At 66.2% G+C, this 21,413-nt stretch carries 21 protein-coding genes and 1 riboswitch; of the genes, 12 read left to right on the top strand and 9 right to left on the bottom strand.

Annotated elements, in window-relative coordinates; translation table 11 throughout:
• The first annotated feature begins 34 nt into the window (after positions 1-34).
• The 3 genes from yczE (at position 35) to JQN66_RS00380 (ending at position 2,853) form a co-directional block, all read left to right on the top strand.
• The gene (gene yczE, locus JQN66_RS00390) at positions 35-670 is read left to right on the top strand and encodes a membrane protein YczE (RefSeq protein ID WP_204676205.1); all 636 of its coding nucleotides are present in this window, start codon (positions 35-37) and stop codon (positions 668-670) included.
• Positions 671-728: 58 nt separating this feature from the next.
• On the top strand, positions 729-1,331 hold the full coding sequence (locus JQN66_RS00385; RefSeq protein ID WP_204676204.1) for a hypothetical protein: 603 nt from the start codon (positions 729-731) through the stop codon (positions 1,329-1,331).
• 67 nt (positions 1,332-1,398) lie between these two features.
• Positions 1,399-2,853: an HNH endonuclease gene (locus JQN66_RS00380; protein WP_204676203.1), complete on the top strand. Its 1,455-nt coding sequence runs from the start codon at positions 1,399-1,401 to the stop codon at positions 2,851-2,853.
• Position 2,854: 1 nt separating this feature from the next.
• Here the strand turns inward: JQN66_RS00380 and JQN66_RS00375 are convergent, their stop codons facing one another.
• Both JQN66_RS00375 and serS read right to left on the bottom strand, forming a co-directional pair.
• Positions 2,855-3,685 (bottom strand): HAD family hydrolase, encoded by an 831-nt coding sequence (locus JQN66_RS00375; protein WP_188949240.1) that lies wholly within the window; start codon positions 3,683-3,685, stop codon positions 2,855-2,857.
• A 125-nt stretch (positions 3,686-3,810) separates the two neighbouring features.
• Positions 3,811-5,088, bottom strand: coding sequence for a serine--tRNA ligase (gene serS, locus JQN66_RS00370; protein WP_204676202.1), 1,278 nt, complete (start codon positions 5,086-5,088; stop codon positions 3,811-3,813).
• A gap of 38 nt (positions 5,089-5,126) precedes the next feature.
• On the opposite strand from serS, the gene JQN66_RS00365 reads away from it, so the two are divergent.
• Positions 5,127-6,173, top strand: coding sequence for a diacylglycerol/lipid kinase family protein (locus JQN66_RS00365; RefSeq protein WP_204676201.1), 1,047 nt, complete (start codon positions 5,127-5,129; stop codon positions 6,171-6,173).
• Here JQN66_RS00365 and pheA read toward each other — a convergent pair.
• Together pheA and JQN66_RS00355 are read right to left on the bottom strand one after the other, a co-directional pair.
• Positions 6,170-7,093 (bottom strand): prephenate dehydratase, encoded by a 924-nt coding sequence (gene pheA, locus JQN66_RS00360; RefSeq protein ID WP_204676200.1) that lies wholly within the window; start codon positions 7,091-7,093, stop codon positions 6,170-6,172. The two genes, JQN66_RS00365 and pheA, sit on opposite strands and share 4 nt — an antisense overlap.
• The gene (locus tag JQN66_RS00355) at positions 7,090-7,416 is read right to left on the bottom strand and encodes a rhodanese-like domain-containing protein (RefSeq protein WP_188949244.1); all 327 of its coding nucleotides are present in this window, start codon (positions 7,414-7,416) and stop codon (positions 7,090-7,092) included. Before JQN66_RS00355 ends, pheA begins: the two co-directional genes overlap by 4 nt.
• Positions 7,417-7,482: 66 nt before the next feature.
• Between JQN66_RS00355 and JQN66_RS00350 the strand changes: the two genes are divergently transcribed.
• Positions 7,483-8,835: an amidase gene (locus tag JQN66_RS00350; RefSeq protein WP_204676199.1), complete on the top strand. Its 1,353-nt coding sequence runs from the start codon at positions 7,483-7,485 to the stop codon at positions 8,833-8,835.
• Between the two features lie 52 nt (positions 8,836-8,887).
• Entirely contained in the window at positions 8,888-10,345 is a 1,458-nt protein-coding gene (locus tag JQN66_RS00345; RefSeq protein WP_204676198.1) for a peptide MFS transporter, read from the top strand.
• 60 nt (positions 10,346-10,405) lie between these two features.
• Here JQN66_RS00345 and JQN66_RS00340 read toward each other — a convergent pair whose 3' ends face one another.
• From JQN66_RS00340 to JQN66_RS00330, 3 genes are all read right to left on the bottom strand, one after another.
• A complete protein-coding gene (locus JQN66_RS00340; RefSeq protein WP_204677433.1) occupies positions 10,406-10,561 on the bottom strand; it encodes a helix-turn-helix domain-containing protein in 156 nt (51 codons plus the stop codon).
• A 57-nt stretch (positions 10,562-10,618) separates the two neighbouring features.
• Entirely contained in the window at positions 10,619-11,374 is a 756-nt protein-coding gene (locus JQN66_RS00335; protein ID WP_204676197.1) for a hypothetical protein, read from the bottom strand.
• A gap of 64 nt (positions 11,375-11,438) precedes the next feature.
• Positions 11,439-11,768 (bottom strand): DUF4190 domain-containing protein, encoded by a 330-nt coding sequence (locus JQN66_RS00330; RefSeq protein ID WP_188949248.1) that lies wholly within the window; start codon positions 11,766-11,768, stop codon positions 11,439-11,441.
• 55 nt (positions 11,769-11,823) lie between these two features.
• On the opposite strand from JQN66_RS00330, the gene pgm reads away from it, so the two are divergent.
• On the top strand, positions 11,824-13,422 hold the full coding sequence (gene pgm / locus JQN66_RS00325; protein WP_204676196.1) for a phosphoglucomutase (alpha-D-glucose-1,6-bisphosphate-dependent): 1,599 nt from the start codon (positions 11,824-11,826) through the stop codon (positions 13,420-13,422).
• On the opposite strand, the gene JQN66_RS00320 is transcribed toward pgm, so the two are convergent.
• Both JQN66_RS00320 and JQN66_RS00315 read right to left on the bottom strand, forming a co-directional pair.
• Positions 13,419-14,867, bottom strand: a complete 1,449-nt coding sequence (locus tag JQN66_RS00320; RefSeq protein ID WP_204676195.1) for an amino acid permease — start codon at positions 14,865-14,867, stop codon at positions 13,419-13,421. The two genes, pgm and JQN66_RS00320, sit on opposite strands and share 4 nt — an antisense overlap.
• 79 nt (positions 14,868-14,946) lie before the next feature.
• The gene (locus JQN66_RS00315; RefSeq protein WP_204676194.1) at positions 14,947-16,380 is read right to left on the bottom strand and encodes an aldehyde dehydrogenase family protein; all 1,434 of its coding nucleotides are present in this window, start codon (positions 16,378-16,380) and stop codon (positions 14,947-14,949) included.
• A gap of 98 nt (positions 16,381-16,478) precedes the next feature.
• Here JQN66_RS00315 and JQN66_RS00310 point away from each other — a divergent pair, with 98 nt between their 5' ends.
• The 5 genes from JQN66_RS00310 (at position 16,479) to thiD (ending at position 21,413) form a co-directional block, all read left to right on the top strand.
• Positions 16,479-18,080 carry a hypothetical protein gene (locus JQN66_RS00310; protein ID WP_204676193.1) on the top strand — a complete coding sequence of 534 codons (1,602 nt, stop codon included), beginning with the start codon at positions 16,479-16,481 and terminating at the stop codon, positions 18,078-18,080.
• Positions 18,077-18,442, top strand: a complete 366-nt coding sequence (locus JQN66_RS00305) for a GntR family transcriptional regulator (protein WP_204676192.1) — start codon at positions 18,077-18,079, stop codon at positions 18,440-18,442. The genes JQN66_RS00310 and JQN66_RS00305 overlap by 4 nt, the downstream gene beginning before the upstream one ends.
• A gap of 37 nt (positions 18,443-18,479) precedes the next feature.
• A riboswitch (TPP riboswitch) is annotated at positions 18,480-18,574 on the top strand.
• Entirely contained in the window at positions 18,564-19,358 is a 795-nt protein-coding gene (gene thiM, locus JQN66_RS00300; protein WP_204676191.1) for a hydroxyethylthiazole kinase, read from the top strand. It overlaps the preceding riboswitch by 11 nt.
• Positions 19,351-19,992 (top strand): thiamine phosphate synthase, encoded by a 642-nt coding sequence (gene thiE, locus JQN66_RS00295; protein ID WP_204676190.1) that lies wholly within the window; start codon positions 19,351-19,353, stop codon positions 19,990-19,992. The genes thiM and thiE overlap by 8 nt, the downstream gene beginning before the upstream one ends.
• Entirely contained in the window at positions 19,989-21,413 is a 1,425-nt protein-coding gene (gene thiD, locus JQN66_RS00290) for a bifunctional hydroxymethylpyrimidine kinase/phosphomethylpyrimidine kinase (RefSeq protein WP_239464084.1), read from the top strand. The genes thiE and thiD overlap by 4 nt, the downstream gene beginning before the upstream one ends.

Below are 21,413 nucleotides of genomic sequence, written 5' to 3'. Positions count from 1 at the left end.
TTTTCCAAGTCCAATTTACCGGAAGCTTGTCTACATGAGCATCACGAACCTGACTCCCCGCCAGCAGCTGAGTGCCGGACGCCTCCCGCTGCGCCTGGCCAACCTCTTTGCCGGGCTCACGCTCTATGCACTGGCCATGGCGATGCTGATCCGCGCCCAGCTGGGTGTCGACCCCTGGGACGTGCTGCATCTGGGCTTGGCGAACCACGTGCCGCTGTCCCTGGGCACCATCGTGATCCTGGTCGGAGCCCTGGTGCTGCTGGCGTGGATTCCGCTCAAGCAGTGGCCGGGCCTTGGCACGGTCGCCAATACGCTCTACCTGGGTCTGGCGCTGGACTTCTTCCTGCGCTTCTTCCCCGCCATCGATGGATTGGGCTGGCAGGTTCTGGTGGTTGCCGTCGCGATCCTGGTCAACGGGCTGGGCGGCGCACTGTACATCGGCAGCCATTTCGGGGCCGGCCCCCGCGACGGGCTGATGACCGGGCTCCACCTGCGCACCGGACTGTCGATCCGGCTGATCCGCACCGTGCTTGAACTGTCGGTGCTGGGATTGGGCTGGCTGCTGGGCGGCCCGGTCGGCGTGGGCACCGTAGCCTATGCGCTGCTCATCGGCCCGGCCACCCAACTGTTCTTCCGCTACACCATCGTGCGGCTGCCGCAGCGGACCTGACCTCCGCCATAAAACTCGGATACGCGACAAACCGAGCCACGCACGCAATACTTAAGCCATGTTTGTCGTTGCGCTCAGCCCCCGGCCCCGCTCGGTCACCGATGTCGCCGCCGCAGGCGAGGCGCTTTGGCACCAGCTGGCCCAAGTTTCCACGCAGGCCGCGTTCATGGCCGTCAGCGGCCAACTGCTCCTGGGCGTGCCGGCAGATGCCGACGCCGCCGTCGACGCCGTCCTGCGTGCGGCCCGGCTGAATTTCTGCCACGTCGGGCTGGGGGTCGGAGCGCTATACGAACCGGTCCCCGCCGAGGCCGATCAGGTCGACGGCAGGGCCCTGCGACGCGCCCAGGGCGCGCTCGATGCCGCGGAGCACCGCGGGGAACGCGTACCGATCTGCGTCTCCACCGGCAACGCGGAACTGGACGCCGAACTCGAAGGCCTGCTGCGCCTGCTCGGCCAGTCCATCCGCACCCGCAGCGAGTCCGAATGGGCTGTCGTCGACCTGCTAACTCCCGGGGTACGCGGACAGCAGAAGGCGGTGGCCCAGACATTGGGCATCACCCCGCAGGCAGTGTCCGCGGCGATCCTCCGCTCGGGATACAACGACGAACTCGGAGCCCGCTCCGGCATTGCCCGGCTTCTGGAATTCGCGGATAATCTTTAGCTTTTCCTGAGGATAAGCTTAGACCAAATTCGAACACATGTTCTACCAACAGCCGTACAATTAACACATGTACGAAGCAATGCAACAACGCCACCGGCCGCCCATACCCCCGGTCCACACCGAATGCACCAACGTGCTCACCGCCCTGACCACCAAGCTCACCCACATCCTGGAGTGCGGCAGCACCGCCGACTGCGCCGCCGCCATCGAAGAACTCACCGCCCTGACCTCCGGCTACGACTACCTCAAAGCCATGCTCGCCCACCAGCTGGAAAAAGAAGTCTTCCGCACCAACGAAAACAACGGCACCCACCCCAACGACCTCACCCGCGGCGCAGCCAGCACCGTGGCCATGGCCCGCAAACGCGACCCCCACGGCTACCGCTCCTACCTGGCCAACGCCCGCATCCTCGCCGAAGACACCCCCTTCACCGCCCAGCGCTTCGCCCTCGGAGAACTCACCGAACCCCAGGTCATGGCCATCCTCACCCCGCTGCAAGACGTCAACGCCGCCCGCCGCACCGCCTTCGACACCCACTTCCGCAGCACCCCGGACATGTTCGAAGCCATGGGACCAAAACAAATCAGCGAAACCGTCACCCACTACACCCTGCAGTTCGAAAGCCACACCAAGTCCTACCGCATCAAGGAAGCCAGCACCGACCGGTACATCCGCTTCACCAAGGACCGCGACTGCATCCGCGTGAACGGCAAACTCCCCCTCGCCGCCGGCACCGCCCTGCAAATGCACCTGCGCCAGGAATCCCGCAAGCTGCGCCAGCACGGCGACCCGCGCACCCGCACCCAACTCCAGGCCGACCTGTTCGCCGCCTACCCCATCGCCGGGCACCCCGCCACCCTGCCCTTGGCCATCAACATCAAGCTGGTCATGACCGACAAGACCCTGTTCCTCGGCGACCGCGCCCCGGCCTGGCTCGAAGGCTACGGCTACCTCCCCGCCCAGCACGCCCGCGAACTCATCGCCGGCGCGGAAATCCGCAACGAGGACTACTTCCACCAGTACCCCGACGCACACGACGACCTGGCCCTGCGCATCGAGTCCTTCCCCGACATCCAGCGCCTCTACACCGCCCCCGGGGACACCGAGCTGATCGCCATGGACTCCACCGCCCGCGCCTTCCCGCCGCGCCTGAAGGAGTTCATCAAGATCCGCGACAAGCACTGCCGCACCCCGTACTGCGACGGACTGGTCGAAGAAGTCGACCACGTCATCCAGCACCACCTGGGCGGGCCGACCAACGTGCTGAACGCGGACGGGCGCTGCGCGCTGTGCAACAAGGCCAAGGAATCCCCGAACTGGGTCGAGGTGCCCGTCGGGGAGTACTCCCACTCCATCCGCATCAACCCGGGCACCGGAGCCTACTACCAGTCGGTGGCGCCGCCGGTGACCGGGTACCGGCACCGCCGGTTCCCGGATTTGCTGACCCAGTCGAAATGGGTGCGCGGGAAGACCTTGCTGCGTGAGGAGCTTGAGAACCCGGCCGAGGACCCCGACCCGTAGGCTATCGCTGCAGCAGTTCCTCTAGAACCACCGCAAGACCGTCGTCATCCACACCGTCGGTAATCGCATCCGCGACGTCCTTGACCTCATCCGGAGCCTGGCCCATGGCTACGCCGAGCCCTGCCCACTGGAGCATCTCAATGTCATTGCGCCCGTCGCCCACGGCAAGGGTGTCAGCGGTGTTGAATTTCAAGATCGCGCGCAGGCGCTCCAGGCCGCTGGCCTTGGTGGTTCCCTCAGCGGCGATGTCCAGCCAAGCGGTCCAGCCCACCGAGTAGGTGACGCCGGAGAGTCCAAGCCCCTGCACTGCATGGCCGAAATCTTCAGCCGTCGCGTCCGTGGAAAACACGACCACACGTACGGCCTTGCTGTTGACCAGCTCTTCGAAATCCACGACCTGGGACTCGGCGCCGAAGCTGGCATCGGTGAAAACGTCGCTGGACAGGAATTCGCCGCGCTCATTCTCCAGCGCGTATTTGGCATTGGGCAGCGAGCGCCACAGGGCGGCCAGCGCCAGGGAGGGATCAAAGACTTCTCGATGGAAGACATCGACGTCTTCGCCGGTGATTTTCGCCAGGACTCCGCCGTTGCTGGCGACAACATAGCCGTGGTCGATGCCCAGCTCGCGGACGATCGGAAGGGCTGCGCCCAATGATCGTCCGGTGGAGATGACGACCTCGTGGCCGCGCTCTACGACTTCGCGGGCGGAACGGCGCACGCGCTCGCTCATCTGGCCACGGTGGTTGACGATAGTTCCGTCAACGTCGAGGCAAATCATCAATTTTCGTGTGTTCAACCGGTCATCGTTGCCGGTTCTAGTTAAAACTGTCATGCCCCCAGTGAACCATTACCCGCAACATATTGCGATGATCCATGGCACAAGCACAGGTGAACATCGGGTTAAGTACAGTACGCCTTAAACAAGTAAACCGGCCCGAAGGCCGGTTTACCGAGGTCCTACTTGAGAACTTCCAGTCCGCCGAGGTACGGCTGCAGTGCCTTCGGAACGTTTACCGTCCCGTCTGCGTTCTGGTGGGTTTCCAGGATGGCGACGATCCAGCGGGTGGTGGCCAGCGTGCCGTTCAAGGTGGCTACCGCACGGGTCTTGCCGGGCTTGCCGTCGACGATCTCGCGTTCGCGGATGTTCAGGCGGCGCGCCTGGAAGGTGGTGCAGTTGGAGGTCGAGGTCAGCTCACGGAAGGTTTCCTGCGTCGGAACCCAGGCCTCGCAGTCGAACTTGCGGGCCGCGCTCATGCCAAGGTCGCCTGCGGCGGTGTCGATCACGCGGTAGGCCAGCTCCATGCGGCCGAGCATGTCCTCTTCCATGGCCAGCAACTTCTCGTGCTCTGCCTCGGCGTTCTCCACGCTGGTGTAGATGAACATCTCCAGCTTGTTGAACTGGTGCACGCGGATGATGCCGCGGGTGTCCTTGCCAGCCGAACCAGCCTCGCGGCGGTAGCAGGAGGACCAGCCGGCGTAGCGGATCGGTCCATCGGACAGATCCATGATCTCGTTCGCGTGGTAACCCGCCAGGGCCACCTCGGAGGTGCCGACCAGGTACAGGTCGTCGCGCTCGAGCTTGTAGATCTCGTCGTCGTGCTCGACGTCGAAACCGGTGCCCTGCATGGTTTCCGGGCGGACCAGGGTCGGGGTGATCATCGGGATGAAGCCGTGCTCCATGGCCACGTCCAGGGCCATGTTCATCATGGCGATTTCAAGGCGTGCGCCGATGCCCTTGAGGAAGTAGAAGCGGGAGCCGGAAACCTTGGCGCCGCGTTCCATGTCGATGGCGTCGAGCTTTTCGGCGATCTGCAGGTGGTCCAGCGGTTCGAAGCCCTCGGCCGCGAAGTCGCGCGGGGTGCCCACGTGCTTGAGCACGGTGAAGTCGTCCTCGCCACCGGCGGGGATGCCGTCGATGATCAGGTTCGGGATGGAACGCTGCAGCGCCACGGAAGTGGCTGCCGCGGCGTCGGCCTCGGCCTGCGCCGACTTCACGGAAGCAGCCAGCTCCTTGACCTCGGCCAGCAGCGCGGCACGCTCCTCGCCCTTGGCTTGGCCAACCTTCTTGGAGAACGCATTCTGCTCTGCGCGCAGGCGTTCGAAGGTGGCGATGGTCTCGCGACGGGCCGCATCAGCTTCAATGAGCTGGTCAATCAGCGACTCGTCGGCACCGCGCGCGCGTTGCGAGGCGCGGTACAAATCCGGATTCTCGGTGAGCATTTTCAGGTCGATCACACATTAAGCGTAGCAACCATGAGTACGATGAGAGCACTATGCAGACAAATAGGGCGATCATTTTCTCTGCGGCGGCCGCAGCCGCAGCCGCCGCGGCAACCAGCTGGTACTCGGTGCGCAAGCTTTCCCAGTCAAGCAAGCCGCTGAGCAGGCCTGCCGAGGAGGTCGTGCAGACCGAACCGCGCAAGGTCGCGCTAATTGTTAATCCCTCCAAGTCAGGAGGCGACGACGCGGAACAGGCGGTCGCCCGGGTCTGCGCCGAAGCGGGCATGGAGGCACCGTTGGTCTTCCATACGACCCCTGACAATGCGGGACAGGATGCGGCCCGCAAAGCACTGGATGCGGGATGCGACACGGTCGTCGCCGCGGGCGGCGACGGCACCATCCGCGCGGCGGCCGAAGTGCTCGAAGGCACCGACGCCACGCTGGGAATCATCCCGCTGGGCACCGGCAACCTGCTGGCGCGCAATGTGGAGGTCCCGCTGGAGGACCTGCATACCGCCGCGTTGGTGGCAGTGCGCGGCACCGTGCGGCCCATCGACGTGGGACACATGAAGCTGAACCTGCTGGATGGCACCACCGCGGACCACGCGTTCCTGGTGATCGCCGGGGTGGGCACCGACGCAGACCTGTTCGACGACACCGATGAGGAAATGAAGTCCAAGGTCGGCTGGCTGGCCTACTCGCAGGCGGGCCTGCGCCAGTTGCCGGGGCGGCGCAAGCGAGTGCATTTCAAGCTCTCCGACGACTCCAACTGGCAGACCCGCAAGGTCCGCTCGGTGCTGTTCGCCAATGTCGGCAAGCTGCAGGGACTGGACTTCGTGCCGGACGCACGGATTGACGACGGCGTGCTGGATGCCGTGGTGCTCTCCCCGCGCTCGGCCGCGGGCTGGACTTGGATCCTGCTCAAGACGGCGTTCCGCGCGAAGAACAAGATCCCGGTCATGAGCTTCTACCAGACCAGCGGGGTCTTCCTGCGCTGCGCCGAACCCATGAATACGCAGATCGACGGCGACCCCACCGGCCAGGTCAACGAACTCGAGGTGTCGGTGAACGCCGGTTCGCTGCGCCTGCGCACACCCTAGAGCCGCGCGCGCAGGGAATCGACGAAGGAGCGCGCCTGGATGAAGGCGTCGTTGGAATTGTGCTCCTCGATCAGCGGGCTCTCACCCTGCACGGCTGGGTAGGACCCCAGGAAGCGCAGCGAAGGGCACAGGCGATGCAGCCCGGAGACGGCGGCCGCCACCCGTTCCTCCGCGATATGCCCCTCGATGTCCACCGAGAAGAAGTACTTCCCCAAGCCTTCGCCAGTGGGGCGCGACTCGATGCGCGAAAGGTTCACTCCGCGGGCGGTGAAATGCTCAAGGATGCCCATCAGCGCACCGGGCCGGTCCTCGGCCAGCGGGATGATCAGCGTTGACTTGTCCACGCCGGTGGGCGCCGGGATCCTTCCCGGGCGGGTGACCAGGATGAACCGGGTGACCGCGCCGACGTTGTCCTCCACCCCGCGCACCAGCACGTTCAGGCCGCGCTCCTGGGCCACCAGCGGGCTGCAGATCGCGGCGTCGTGGTGCTGTTCGGGATCCTGCAGGCCCAGCGCGCCGGCGGCAGTGGAGGCCGCCGGAGCGAAGACCGCCGCCGGGATGTTGGCCTCGGCCCACAGCCGGCACTGCGCCCACGCGTGCCCGTGCGTCGACACCTGCCTGATCTGGCCCAGCTCGGTGATTCCCTCGCGCGCGGCGAGCACGAACGTGATCGGCACCAGGATCTCGGCCACGATCTGCAGCGAATCGCCGGTGGCGATGGAGTCCAGCGTCGCGGAAACCCCGCCCTCCACCGAGTTCTCGATGGGCACGACGGCGGCGTCGACATCGCCCTCGCGCACCATGGACAGGGCGACGTTGACGTTGGCGGCGGGGACGCGTTCGGACTCGCGGGCGCCGTCAACCTGGAGCAGCGCGGATTCGGTGAAGGTTCCCGAGGGGCCTAGATAGGCATATTTCATCGAACGGTCGGCTCCTGACCATTCTCGGATTCCATTGGCAGCTTGGCCTCGAGCCAGGCGTCGGATCCGCCGGCGATGTTGAAGGCGGTGTAGCCCAAGCCGGTCAGCCAGGCCGCGGCCTGTGCCGAACGTCCTCCGGTGCGGCAGATGACGTAGGTGTCCACGTCCGGGTCCAGCTCGGAAACACGCTCCGGCAGGGTGCCGAGCACCACGTGGGTGGCGCCTGCGGCGTGCCCGGCTTCCCACTCGAAGTCTTCGCGCACGTCCAGGATGAATGCGTCCTTGGGTACGTCGGTTACCGAAACAGTCTCGAAATCGCTCATGGCTGGAATTCCTTTTCAATTGGGTGTTTGCTTTAAAGACTAATCATTCCTGCCTCGAAAGCCGATATGTTGCCTCTCAGCGCCCTGACATTGCGCGACCAGCTGGCCGACGGAGACATCTCCAGCCGCGAAGCCACCGCACACTACCTGCAGCAGATCGATCAGCAGCAGGCCCTGGGCGCCTTCATCCACGTCTCCGAGGCGGCCATGGACGCCGCCGCCCGGGCCGACGAGGCGTTCGCGAAGCACCGCAGCAAGCTGGGGCGGATGCACGGGATGCCCACGGCCTTCAAGGACCTGAACGACGTGGCCGGCATGCCCACCACCTACGGATCGGCCGCGATCAGGCAGACGACGGCCACCCGGGACTCCGCGCTCGCGGCGCGGCTGCGCGCGGAAGGGGTGATCGTCCTGGGCAAGACCCAGGTGCCCGAGTTCGGGCTGAGCAGCTATTCGGAGAACCTGATCGCCGCGCCCTCGCGCAACCCGCACGACCCGCTGCGTTCCTCCGGCGGCTCCTCCGGCGGGCAAGCCGCCGCGGTGGCGGCCGGCATGATCCCGGTCGGTCCGGGGTCGGACGGCGGCGGATCGGTGCGCATCCCGGCGGCCGCCTGCGGTCTGGTCGGGCTCAAGCCATCGCTGGGCCGGATCCCCAGCGACGTGCTGGAGGGCTACAGCGACGGCTACGGCGCCCCGAAGCTCACGGTCTCCGGGCCGCTGGCCCACGACGCACTGGATGCGGCGCTGCTGATGGACGCGATGCGCGGATCGGATTATTTCCTGCCGCTGCTGCGCGGCGGCTACCCGGATGAGCTGGCCAACCTGCGCATCGGCTACAGCACCCACTCGCCGTTCCAGAGCGCCTACGACATCGCGGTCTCCGCTGAGGCGCAGCAGTCGTTCACCGCGGGACTGCAGCTGCTCGCACGGCGGCACCAGGTGGAACTGGCAACGCTGGACTACGCGGAGGACTACCCGGAGGCTTTCACCGCGGTGTGGACCAACGGGCTGAAGGACATCCCGCTGGATGACGAATCGCGCTTGGGAACCCTGGCACGGGACTTCCGGCGCCGTTCACAGGAGCGCAGCCGGCGCGAAAGCCTGCGGGCGGCCACCCGGGTCCGGCAGATCGCTGCGGACTTCATCCGGCAGTGGTCGGCGTACGACGTCATCGCCACTCCGGCGCTGTCGGGCATCCCGCCGCTGGTGGGGCACTATACCCAAGGATCGGCGGAACGCGATTATATGTTGCAGTGCCAGTATTCCCCGTACAGCTCCATGGTGAACGTGGCTTCGGCGGCCGCGGTTACCGTACCCGTGGGCACCAGCAAAGACGGCCTCCCGCTGGGGATCCAGCTGATTTCCCCGCGTTCGGACGAGGGAATGCTGCTGGCTTTAGCGTTGCAGATCTCAATGTGAGCTTTCCGACAGAAGTAGGTACTCGCCTGTCGAAAAGCGAAAAATATTACGTATGTCTACTGCAACACCGAGCACCCAACGCCCGGCCAAGACCTTCCTTGGCCACCCGGGCGCGCTCGCAAACCTGTTCAGCGTCGAGATGTGGGAGCGCTTCTCCTTCTACGGCATGCAGGCTTTGCTGGCCTACTACATGTACTTCACGGTCGCCGACGGCGGCCTCGGACTGGACCAGGGGCTGGCCCTGTCGCTGGTCGGCGCCTACGGCGGCGCCGTCTACCTGAGCACCATCCTCGGCGCCTGGATCGCCGACCGCCTGTGGGGCTCGGAGCGCGTGCTGTTCGTCTCCGCGCTGGTCATCATGGCCGGCCACCTGGCCCTGGCATTCCTGCCGGACGTGACCGGCCTGGCCATCGGCCTGGTGCTGGTGGCCGTCGGCTCCGGCGGGCTAAAGGCCAATGCCACCGCGCTGGTCGGCTCGCTGTACTCCAAGGATGACCCGAAGGCCGACGCCGGCTTCTCCATCTTCTACATGGGCGTGAACATCGGCGGCCTGGTCGGCCCGCTGCTGACCGGCCTGCTGCACCAGAACTTCGGCTTCCACGTGGGCTTCGGCGCCGCAGCCGTGGGCATGGGCGCCGGCCTGCTGATCTACTCGTTCGGCCGCAAGAACCTGCCGGACTCGGTGCGCCAGGTCCCGAACCCGCTGCCGAAGAACGAGCGCACCCGCTACGTGGTCATCTTCCTGGCCGTCATCGTGGCGATCATCGCCGTCTTTGCCACCAAGATCGTCACCCCGGAGAACCTGGCCTCCACCATCGCCTACGTGGTGATCGCCGCCAGCGTCGTGTACTTCGTGCTGATCCTGCGCAGCCCGCGCGTCACCGCTCGCGAGCGCAAGAACGTCTATGCGTTCATCCCGTTCTACATCGCCTCGGCCGCCTTCTGGGCGCTGTTCCAGCAGCAGTTCACCTTCATCGCTGCCTACTCGGCCGAGCGCTTGGACCGCCACCTGTTCGGCTGGGAGATGCCGGCCAGCTGGGTCCAGTCGATCAACCCGGTCTTCATCGTGCTGCTGGCCGGCGTGTTCGCCGCCATGTGGACCAAGCTGGACAAGCGCCAGCCGCGCACCAGCACCAAGTTCGGCCTTTCGCTGGTCGTGGTGGGCGCGGCCTTCCTGTGCTTCATCCCGCTGAACTCGCTGGAGATGACGCCATTGCCGGCCATGATCGGCATCCTGCTGCTGTGCACCATCGCCGAGCTGCTGCTCTCCCCGACCGGCCAGGCCGTGACCACCAAGCTGGCTCCTGCCGCCTTCGGCACCCAGATGATCGCGCTGTTCTTCCTGTCGATCTCCCTGGGCACCACGCTGTCGGGTGTGCTCGCCGGCTTCTACACCCCTGGCAACGAGGTTGCCTACTTCATCGCCATGGGCGGCACCGCCGTCGTCCTGGGCATCGCCATGCTGGCGGCCACCCCGGCGCTGAAGAAGCTCATGGGTTCGGTGCACTAAAGCCCCGATCGCCTAAGCAGCTGCGGTGCGGATCCCCAAGGGGATCCGCGCCGCAGCTGTTTAATGGAGGACCAGCAGCTCGCCGATCTCGCAGTCCAGGGCCTGGCAGATGGCCACCAGGGTGCTGAAGCGGATGGCTCTGGCCCGGTCGTTTTTCAGCACCGACAGGTTCACCACCGAGACATCGACCAGTTCGCTGAGCTGGACCACGGTCATCTTGCGTTCAGCCAGCAATTCGGTCAGCCTGCAGTGCACAGCGCGCAGTTCCACGGATCAGATCAGCCCTTCGGTCTCGGCGCGCAGCCGCTCGTTCTGCCGCGCCATCTTCATGCCGGCGTTGACCAGTTCCACCACCACCAGGATGGCCAGGGCCATGAAGAGCGGCGCGAATTCGTAGTTGATGGAGAAGGTCGGGTCCGGCCACGGGGAGGATCCGGAGAATACCTGGTCTCCCGTGCTGGCGTAGCCGTCCACCCGCAACGTTTCCTCGCCCGCCCGGTAGGTGCCGATGCCGGTGAGCGTCTGGCCGATCAGCGTTCCGAAGGCCAGGGCGCAGGCGGCAAGCCTTCCGGCGCGGAGCAGCGAATCGCTGAACGGCTTGCCCGCCAGCAGCTTGCTGCACAGCGCGATGACCGCAGCCAGCACCGCGATCGTGGCCAGCCCGGTGACCAGCGAGCCCGCGGCGAGGAAGCCTCGAGTTGCGACACCCAGATTCGTGGCGGTCACCGTCACCGTGGTGATTTCGCTGCGCACGGCATCGCCGTGGTCCGGCGTCACGTCGCTGACCGCGGGAAATTCAGGCCAGTACGGTTCGACCGGCGCCTGGACGGTCGATTCGCCGTTCGCGATCGCCGTCACGGTGCCGACGAGCATGGAACCGCCCACCAGTGCCACGCCGATCCAGGCGGCGATCCGGGTGAAGGCGACGACTCCGCTGATGCCGGAGGCTTTGCGGCGCAGCACGTAGACGACCCCGAGGGCCGCCGCGGGCAGGAAGATCACCAGCAGCGGGGCAAAGAACGCAGTCATGATTAACCCATCGATAGTCGTTAACAACGATTATCGTTAAGCTAGCACGCCGCAGCCACCGGGTCTAGGAGTAGTTCAGGTCCTCGTAGACGTAGTCCGAGTACTCGTAGAATGTTTCCGGTACCCAGAAGATCACCCAGATCAGGAACGCGTAGAGCAGTGCCGCGAGCACCAGGGCAATCCAGGAGGTGATCAGCCCGGCCAGCGACAGCGCGCGGGAGTTCGGTTCGCGCCGATAGCCGAGGTGTCCGGTGATGACTCCGGCCAGCGGAACTAGAATGATTATGGCGAAGCCCAGCATCGAGAGGATGCCGAGCACCAGCGAGGCCACCGACAGCCCGGTCGATTCCGGCGGGCGCTGGTAGGGGTTTTGCGGATATGGGTAGTAGCTCATGACTATCCATTGTCTACGACTTCGCGGACAACGTACCAACTAGGAGACATACGCAGTGGCACACGAACGAGCCGGCCAGCCGGCGCAGGAAACCGACCTGATCGATCTTCAGGCGGTGCTCGACGCCTACACACGGATCGTGCCTTCCAGCGCGAACCCGGACCAGGCGGTTGTCTTCGGAACCTCCGGCCACCGCGGCACCTCGCTGAACGGCACCTTCAACGAGGCGCACATCGCCGCGATCACCCAGGCCGTCGTCGATTACCGTACCGCCGCCGGCATCACCGGCCCGATGTACGTCGGAAAGGACAGCCACGCGCTCTCCGAGCCGGCCTACCGCACCGCGTTGGAGGTCCTGGCCGGCAACGGGATCCGGGTGCTGGCCGAGGACGGCCTGACCCCCACCCCGGCGCTGAGCCACGCCATCCTGGTGCACAACGCGCGCGGCGGCGAACAGGCCGACGGCCTGATCATCACCCCCTCGCATAATCCCCCGGCCGACGGCGGCATCAAGTACAACCCGCCGCACGGCGGCCCGGCCGAATCGGAGATCACCGGGCCCATCGCCGCCCGCGCGAACGAGCTGCTGGCCAGCGACGGAATCAAGCGCGGCGCCCCCAGCGCCATGCCCTTCGACTTCCGCGAGCTGTACATCGCCGATCTGGCGCAGGTCATCGACTTCAAGGCCATCGCCGACTCCGGCATCTCGATCGGCGCGGATCCGCTGGGCGGCGCCTCGGCGCACTACTGGGGCGAGATCGGCCGGCGCTACGGGTTGAACCTGAGCGTCGTGAACGAGTCCGTGGACCCGCGCTTCGGCTTCATGACGCTGGACAAGGACGGCAAGATCCGCATGGACTGCTCCTCGGCCCATGCCATGGCCTCGCTGGTGGCCAACCGCGGCAAATACGACATCTCCACGGGCAACGACGCGGACGCCGACCGCCACGGCATCGTCACCCCGGATGCCGGGCTGATGAACCCGAACCACTTCCTGGCCGTGGCCATCGACTACCTGCTCACCCACCGCCCGCAGTGGCCGGCCGACGCGAAGGTCGGCAAGACGCTGGTCTCCTCGGTGCTGATCGACCGCGTGGTCGCCGCCCACGGGCGCGAGCTGCTGGAGGTCCCGGTGGGCTTCAAGTACTTCGTGGCGCCGCTGGCCTCTGGCCAGGTGGGCTTCTGCGGCGAGGAATCGGCCGGCGCCAGCTTCCTGGACTTCGCCGGCCGCGCCTTCAGCACCGACAAGGACGGCATCATGCTGGCCCTGCTGGCCAGCGAGATCCGCGCGGTGACCGGCAAGAGTCCCAGCCAGATCCACGCAGAGCTTCTCGCCCGCCACGGCGGCAGCTTCTACGACCGCTTCGACGCCCCGGCCGGCCGCGAGCAGAAAGCCGTGCTGGGCAGGCTGAACCCGGGCATGGTCGAGGCCACCGAGCTGGCCGGCGACCCGATCACCGCCAAGGCCACGGAAGCCTCGGGCTTCGCGATCGGCGGTTTGAAGGTCTCCAGCGAGCATGCCTGGTTTGCCGCGCGCCCCTCGGGCACCGAGGACATCTACAAGATCTACGCGGAATCAACGAAATCACCCGAACATCTGCAGCAGGTGCTGGCAGAGGCCCGGGTGATCGTGGATGCGGCGCTGAACGCCTAGTGCAGCTCGGCGGTCCACGGGTCGATCTTCACGGCTGGCTGCTTGCGGGTGGCCAGCCAATGGCCCAGCCAGAGCAGCAGGAAGATCGGCAGGCCGATGTAGGAGGAAACCACCTGCAGCAGGTTGCCTTCGACTACCGCCTGGTAGTTCTGGCCGGCGATGACCACGATGAGGATCGCGAAGGCCAAGATGGGACCCAGCGGGAACAGCGGCGCCTTGTAGGGCAGCTTGGCCAGGTCCTGGCCACTGGCGATGTATTGCTTGCGGAACTGGTAGTGGCAGACCGCAATGCCGATCCAGGCGATGAACCCGGACAAGCCGGAGACGTTCAGCAGCCAGGTGTAGGCAGCGCCCTGGCCGATGATCGCGGTGAGGAAGCCGAACAGGCCCACCGAGGCGGTCAGCAGCATCGCCGGCATCGGCACGCCGTTGCGGTTCAGCCGGGCGAAGATCTTCGGGGCCTTGCCGTCCAGCGCCATCGAGTACAGCATGCGCGCTGAAGCATATAGCCCTGAGTTGCCGGCGGACAGGATGGCGGAGAGGATCACGGCGTTCATCAGGGCCGCGGCGAAGGCAATGCCCGCACGCTCGAAGACCAGGGTGAACGGCGAGGTCGCGATGTCGGAGGCCTCGGAGGAGAGCAGCGAGGGATCCAGGTACGGGATCAGCATGCCGATGACGAAGATCGCGCCGATGTAGAACAGCATGATGCGCCAGAAGATCGCCTTGATGGCGCGCGGGATGTCGCGCTTGGGGTTCTCCGCCTCGCCGGCGGCCACGCCGACCAGCTCGGTGCCCTGGAAGGAGAAGCCGGCGATCATGAAGACCGAGACGATGGACAGCCAGCCGCCGACGATCGGCGCCTCGCCATCCGTCCAGTTGCTGAAGCCCGGGGAGCTGCCGCCGATGATCCCGAAGATCATCGCGACGCCGCAGATCAGGAACACGATGACGGTGATGACCTTGATCATTGCCAGCCAGTATTCACCTTCGCCGAAGGCCTTGGCGGACAGCGCGTTCAGCCCGGTGAGCAGCGCAAGGAAGATCGCCGCCCAGATCCAGCTCGGTGAATCGGGGAACCAGTAGGACATGATGATGCCCGCGGCAACCAATTCCGCGGCGACGGTGATGGCCCAGTTGAACCAGTAGTTCCAGCCGATCGCGAAGCCGAAGTGGCGGTTGACGAACACCGTGGCGTAGGTCTGGAAGGAGCCGGCGACCGGTAGGCGCGCGCTCATCTCCCCCAGCGACTGCATCAGCAGCAGGACCATGAGCCCGATCAACCCGTAGGCGATCAGCGCTCCCCCGGGCCCTGCTTCGGCGATCGCGCCTCCGGAGGCGACGAACAATCCGGTTCCGATCGATCCGCCAATTGCAATCATCTGCAGGTGGCGGGCCTTGAGACCACGCTTTAGACCGTCGTGGGACGGTGCGGGCTCACTCATGCGTTACAGCTCCTGGTGCATAGAAAAATCCAACCTTTCAATCCAAGCACCACGGCGAGCTCAAACGCTATGAACCGCGCTACAGTAAGCGATCAATAATCTTTCGCTTAGCCCATGAGTACGGAGGATAAATTGCGCTCAGGGTATCTACCACCGTAGTTTTGCTCAGTTCCGAGCGTATTTGCGAAAGCCGGTCGAAGCCGTGCTTGCCGTGGTAGGAGCCCATTCCGCTGGGACCAACCCCGCCGAAGGGCAGGGACGGAATGATCATCTGGGCCAACGGGGCATTGTGCACGATGGCGCCGGCGCGCACCCGGTCGGAGAAAATCGACTGCAGCCGCGGGCTTTCGCTCATCAGGTAGGCCGCCAGCGGAGCAGGCCGAGCGGCGATGAATTCCAGCGCCTCTTCGAAGGTGGCCACCTCGATCACCGGCAAAATGGGACCGAAGATTTCCTCTTGCATCAGCGTTCCGTCGAGGTCGACGTTGCGCATGATGGTCGGCGCGATGCGCAGGGTCGTCTCGTCGTACTGTCCGCCGTGCACCACCTCGCCCTGTTCGAACATGTCCAGCAAGCGCTGGAAATGGCGGTGGCTGGCGATGCGGCCGAAGTCGGGGTGCGTCAGCGGGTCCTTGCCGTAGAAGCTGTGGATGGTCTGGCCCAGGCGCTCGATCAGCGGCGCCGAGTCGCCGATGGCCAGCACGTAGTCCGGCGCCACGCAGGTCTGGCCCGCGTTCATGAACTTGGCGTAGGCCAGCCGTTTGGCGACGGCCGGCAGCTGGTTGTCCACCACGGCCGGGGACTTGCCGCCCAGCTCCAGGGTGGTCGGAGTCAGGTGCTTGGCGGCCGCGGCGGCGACCACCTTGGCGACCTTCTCGCCGCCGGTGAAGAAAATGTGGTCCCAGCGCGCAGCCAGCAGTTCGGTGGCGGTGTCAACGCCGCCTTCGATGACTGCGTATACGCGGTTGTCCAGGTAGAGCGGCAGGAACTTGGCCAACGCCCCGGAGCTCGCCGGGGCAATCTCCGAAGGCTTGAGCACCGCGGCATTGCCGGCGGCGATGGCGGCGACCAGCGGGGCCAGCATGAGCTGCAGCGGGTAGTTCCACGGGCCGATGATCAGCACTACGCCCAGCGGACGTGGCTCGACCTTGGCCATGGCCGGCTGCAGTGCGAGCGGCACCTTGACGTTGGTGTGGTCCATCCATTCGGCCAGATGGCGCAGCGCAAAGTCGATTTCGGCGCGGACCACGTCCACCTCGGAGAACTTCGCCTCGGTGGCGCCCTTGCCCAGGTCCTCGTTCAGCGCGGACAGGAAGTCGTCCAAATGCTCGTCGAGCATCTTCTCCAGCGCGCGCAGCTGCTGGACGCGGAAGCGGCGCGGGTGGGTAATGCGGGAATCGGCCGAGTGGCGCAGGCTGGCGAGCGTGGCGGCGATTTTCGAAGGATGCTCGTCCACGGGCGGCGCGAAGTCGCCGACGGGATCGGGCAGCGGAGTGGAAGTAAACAGGCCCATGAATCGAGACTACGTCAACGGGCTGGGGTTGACCTGATTGCCACCATTTTTCTTTTGTATCAATTGATTGATACATTGAATCCGGAAAGGCGGAACCCATGAGTAATTCGTTGACTTCACAGTTCGGCAGCTTCGCATTTGCGGCGTTGATCATCTACCTGATCCTGCGCAATCTTGCGTCCAAGCAGGACGGAAACCGCCTGGCTCTGGCGCGGCAGCACGCCTTCTGGTGCGCTCTCATCGGATTTTTCGCCAGCACCTCGGCCAGCTGGTTCGATACCCTCGCGGCGGTCCCGCCCGAGGGGGAAACGCGGCTGAGCACGCCCGAGGCCATCGGAGCCGCCGCGACGCCCGCGATCTGGGTGGCATTCATCTACATCGCGGGGCAGTTCACCTGGCCGCACAAGCTCAAGCCGCAGCGCACCGCCTCGCTGAAGCCCCGGACCCTGTCCGGCCTGATTCCCAAATCCCTGGCGTCAGTCATGCTGGCCGTCTTCGCCGCCGGCTTGCTCGCGATGTACAGCGTCCGCGACGTCACGGGCCTCGCCCCCACGCCGGAAATTACAGAAGAAGACGCTCATGAGTACATCGTGACCGCAGATGCCCAGGATGGACTGCGTTCGGCCGCGGAGGTCCTTCCCTATCTGGGGCTGAGCCTGGCACTCCTGCTTGTTGCGGCCTTCGCCGCCACCATGGTCATCCTCCGGCGCAAGCCCCTGGACGGCATCAGCGAACACGACAACCTGCTGCTGCGCATCACGTGGCTCAATCGCCTCTACCGCACGGTGACGGTGCTCCTGGCCGGCGCCGGTGGCGAAGCCCTGCACTTCAAAGCGCGGTGGATCTACGACGACGCCGACAAGTTCATGGATGGCGAAGGCGCCGGCATCGATCATTGGGAGCGGATGAACGACGTAGCGGGCCAATGGGACCAGACGGCCAACTACGCCGTCCTTGCCATCGCCGTCGTCATGTTCTTCTGGCGCCCACCGGTGAACTTCGAATCCCTGCGGCCTGCCGCCTCCAGCGCCTTCGCCCGGCTACGCGAGCAGCTTTTCGCGGTGCAATACCTGAGCGCCATGGCGGCCATCCTGCTGGTCGCCGTCGGATGGCCGATGCTGCCGAGCTCCGAGACGCAGGAAATGCCAACCGCCGAGCGCGCCACCGCCATCCTGCTCCTCCTCGCGGGCGCGGCGCTGTTCTACCTACTGGTCAACGCCGCCTACCTGGCGTACATGGCCTTCTGGACCCGAGCGGTGGCGCGATTGCCCAAACCCGCCGCTCGCCTGCCGCTATGGACCTACGTTGTCGCCGGACTCCTGATGGCGGCCAGCCTGTACTTCCTGCTCTTTCCTCCGCTGGCGCTGCTGTGGGGATTTGTCCCACCGAACCGGTGGATCATCGTCGGGCTGGCCGCTGCGCTGCTCGCCGCGCATGCAGGATTCGTCCTGCTGGTCCGTTCCGTGGCGCTTCCGTGGCAAGTGGGAGGCGAGGTGGAAACCTGGTATCGGCAGGTGCTGGAATTCCGCTCGATGCGTGTGGTCACCGGAGCACTCGTCGCCATGCCGCTCATGGGATACGGGTTATTCGAAGGATTCGGCCTGTTCGGGCTGCTGATCTTCTGCGCCCCGGCGGTGCTGGCACTGCCGCGCCCGCAGGGCTCGATGCTTCCGGAAACCAGCGACGCAGGGCTTCGATGAGCGCCCAGATCACCGTGGACCTGGACTCGGCGCTTCCGCCCTACGAACAGATCCGGGCCCAGGTGGCCTCGCTGATATCGCTGGGAGAGCTGGCGGCCGGGAGCAAGCTGCCCACGGTGCGTGCGCTGGCCACCGATCTGGGGGTGGCGGCGGGCACCGTGGCCCGCGCCTACAAGGAACTGGAGGCCGAAGGCCTGATCTCCTCGCGCCGCCGGGCGGGCACCGTGGTCAACCAGCTGCCCGGGCAGCAGCCGCTGGACGAGGACCTCATTCGGGCCGTGGACCGGGTCTGGGAACTGGCAGCGGAGCTGGGGGTGGACGCGGCGACGATAAAGGCGCTGGTGGAGCGCCGGGCTCGTTAAGAATTTGTCCTCGCGCGGTTATCTGCGTACCCTCGGGATCAGTGACACGGGGTGTCGGAGAAGCCGACTGAGATGAGACCCGTTGAACCTGAACTAGGTCAAGCTAGCGGAGGGATGTCGCATGACTCTGCCTATTGTTGCCCGCAATTACCGGGAACAATCCCCCTTGGTGTTCTGCCTGACGAACACCGTGGTTACCAATTTCACCGCCAACGTGCTGCTGGCTTCCGGCGCGGCCCCGGCCATGACGGACCTGCCCGGGGAAGCCGGGCCGTTCGCCGCGGCCGCCTCGGCCATGCTGGTCAATCTGGGCACGCCCACCACCGAACAGCTGCGTGCCATGGAAGAAGCCGTCGAGTCGGCGAGCGCCGCAGGCACCCCCTGGGTGCTTGACCCGGTGGCCGTCGGTGCGCTGCCGGTGCGCACCGAATTCGCCCAGCGCATCGTTGCCCGGCGCCCCACGCTGATCCGCGGCAACGCCTCGGAAATTATGGCGCTGGCCGGCTGGGAATCCTCCGGCCGAGGTGTGGACTCGCTGGACAGCGTGCAGGAAGCCATCGCCGCCGGGCGCGAGCTGGCAGTGAAATACGGTTCGGTGGTCGCGATCTCCGGCGAGGCGGATGCTGTCATCGACGCGCAGCGCACCGTGCTGGTGCACACCAACGGCATCGGCCTGACCCGCATCACCGGCGGCGGCTGCGCCCTGGGCGCGGTATGCGCAGGCATGCTCGCGGTGCACGAGGACCCGTTCGAAGCCGCCGTGGCGGCCCACGGATACTACGGCCTGGCCGCCGAAAAGGCGCTGGCCGCCAGCTCCGGGCCGGGCAGCTTTGCCGTGGCCTTCCTTGATTCCCTGGCGGCCGTCGAGCCCGCCGCACTTGAGAGCCTGAACTGTGAGGAGACGACCCATGCGTGAACTCGGAGCCTACCTGGTGGCCAACACCGACAGCTGCACCCCGCACAGCACCCTTGAGGTGATCGAAGCAGCCGTGGCCGGCGGAATCCAGTGGATCCAGCTGCGCGCCAAGGAGGAAAGCGCGCGCGAGTTCTTCGAGCTGACGCTCGCCGCCGCGAAGCTGACCGAAGGCAAGGCCGAGCTGCTGGTCAACGACCGCATCGACGTGTTCCTGGCCGCGCGCGCCGCGGGGGCCGCGGTGACCGGCATCCACATCGGGCAGAAGGATGTGCCGGTGCATCTGGCCCGCCAGCTGCTCGGCGAGGGCATCATCGGGCTGAGCGCCTCCACCGAGGAGCAGATCGCCCAGGCCAATCGCGATGCCGAGTTCATCGACTACCTGGGGGTGGGTGCCGTGCGCGCCACCCCGACCAAGAAGGACCACCCCACCCCGCTGGGCCTGGACGGCTTCGCGGAGCGCACCGGGTGGACCGAGCTGCCGTGCGTGGCCATCGGAGCGGTGACCGCCGACGACGCCGCCGCCATCCGCGCCGGGGGCGGCGCCGGGCTGGCCGTGGTGCGGCCGGTCTGCCAGTCCGCTGATCCGCGCACCGCCAGCGCCCAGCTGGTCTCCGCATGGGAGGCGGCGAAGTGAACATCCTTTCCATTGCTGGTTCCGACCCGTCCGGCGGCGCCGGCATCCAGGCTGACCTGAAGACCATCGCCGCCAACGGCGGCTACGGCATGGCAGTGATCGCGGCGCTGACCGCGCAGAACACCCTCGGGGTCAGCGGCGTGCAGGCCATCGGCGCGGACTTCGTCACCGCGCAGCTCGAAGCGATCAGCGCGGATGTACGCATCGACGCGGTGAAGATCGGCATGCTCGCCAACCAGGAGATCATCGACGCGGTGGCCGCCTGGCTGGATGCCGTCAGCGTCCCGGTGGTGCTGGATCCGGTCATGGTGGCGACCAGCGGCGATGCCCTGCTGGAAGACGCCGCCGCGCTGCACCCGCTGCTGGCCCGCGCCACGGTCATCACCCCGAACACCGCCGAGCTCGGCGCGCTGCTCGGCGTTGCCGCCGCGCAGGACTGGTCGAGCGCCCTGGATCAGGCGCAGCGCCTGGCCGCGGCCCACGACGTGCTGGTGCTGGCCAAGGGCGGGCACCTGTCCGGGGCGCAATGCCCGGACGCGCTGGTCTCCGCCGCCGGGGTGCTGGCAGAATTCACCTCCCGGCGCCATGCCACCAAGAACACCCACGGCACCGGCTGCACCTTGTCCAGCGCGCTGGCCACCCGTTTTGCCGCGACCGGCGACTGGGCCGCGGCGCTGGAGCAGGCCAAGGGGTACCTGGACCGCGCCATCGGCGCCGCGGATCAGCTGCAGGTGGGCTCCGGGCACGGCCCGGTGCACCACTTCGTCGACTTCTTCGGTGCCGCGGATCCGATGGCCGCCTGGTGGGAGGACATCGCTCCGCTGCGCTCGGGCATCGACGAGTTGGCATTCATCGTGCAGCTGGCCGACGGCACCCTGGAGCGCGAGAAGTTCGAATACTACCTGGCGCAGGACGCGCTGTACCTGCAGCGCTATGCGCAGGTGCTCGCGCAGGCCAGCGCGCTGGCCCCGGAGCTGGATTCCCAGCGTTTCTGGGCCAGGGGCGCCGGGGAGATCCTGGAGGGCGAGCTGCAGCTGCACCGCAGCCGCCTGGTGGAGGGGCTGGCGAATCCGTCGGCCACCACCTTGAACTACGTGAACCACCTGGCCTCGTGCAACACCAGCTATCCGGAGCTGATCGCCGCGATCCTGCCGCGCTACTGGCTGTACCAGGACATCGGCAAGCGCCTGGCCGCGGCCAACCACGAGGGGCATCCCTACGGCGACTGGCTGCAGACCTACGCCTCGGAGGAATTCGACGCATCCACCGCGCAGGCCATCGAGATGGTGCGTGATGCCTGGATGCTGGCCGATGCCGGGCAGCGCGAACGGATGCGCCAGGCATTCCTGCGGTCTTCGGAACATGAGCTGGCCTTTTTCGCGCAGGCCCATGCCGAGAGCGTAGAATTCTCTACGGCCTAA

The sequence above is a fragment of the Glutamicibacter protophormiae genome, assembly GCF_016894325.1.
Lineage (GTDB): Bacteria > Actinomycetota > Actinomycetes > Actinomycetales > Micrococcaceae > Glutamicibacter > Glutamicibacter protophormiae.
The sequence above is the reverse complement of the archived record's forward strand: the minus strand, read 5'-3'. Positions and strand labels throughout refer to the sequence as shown.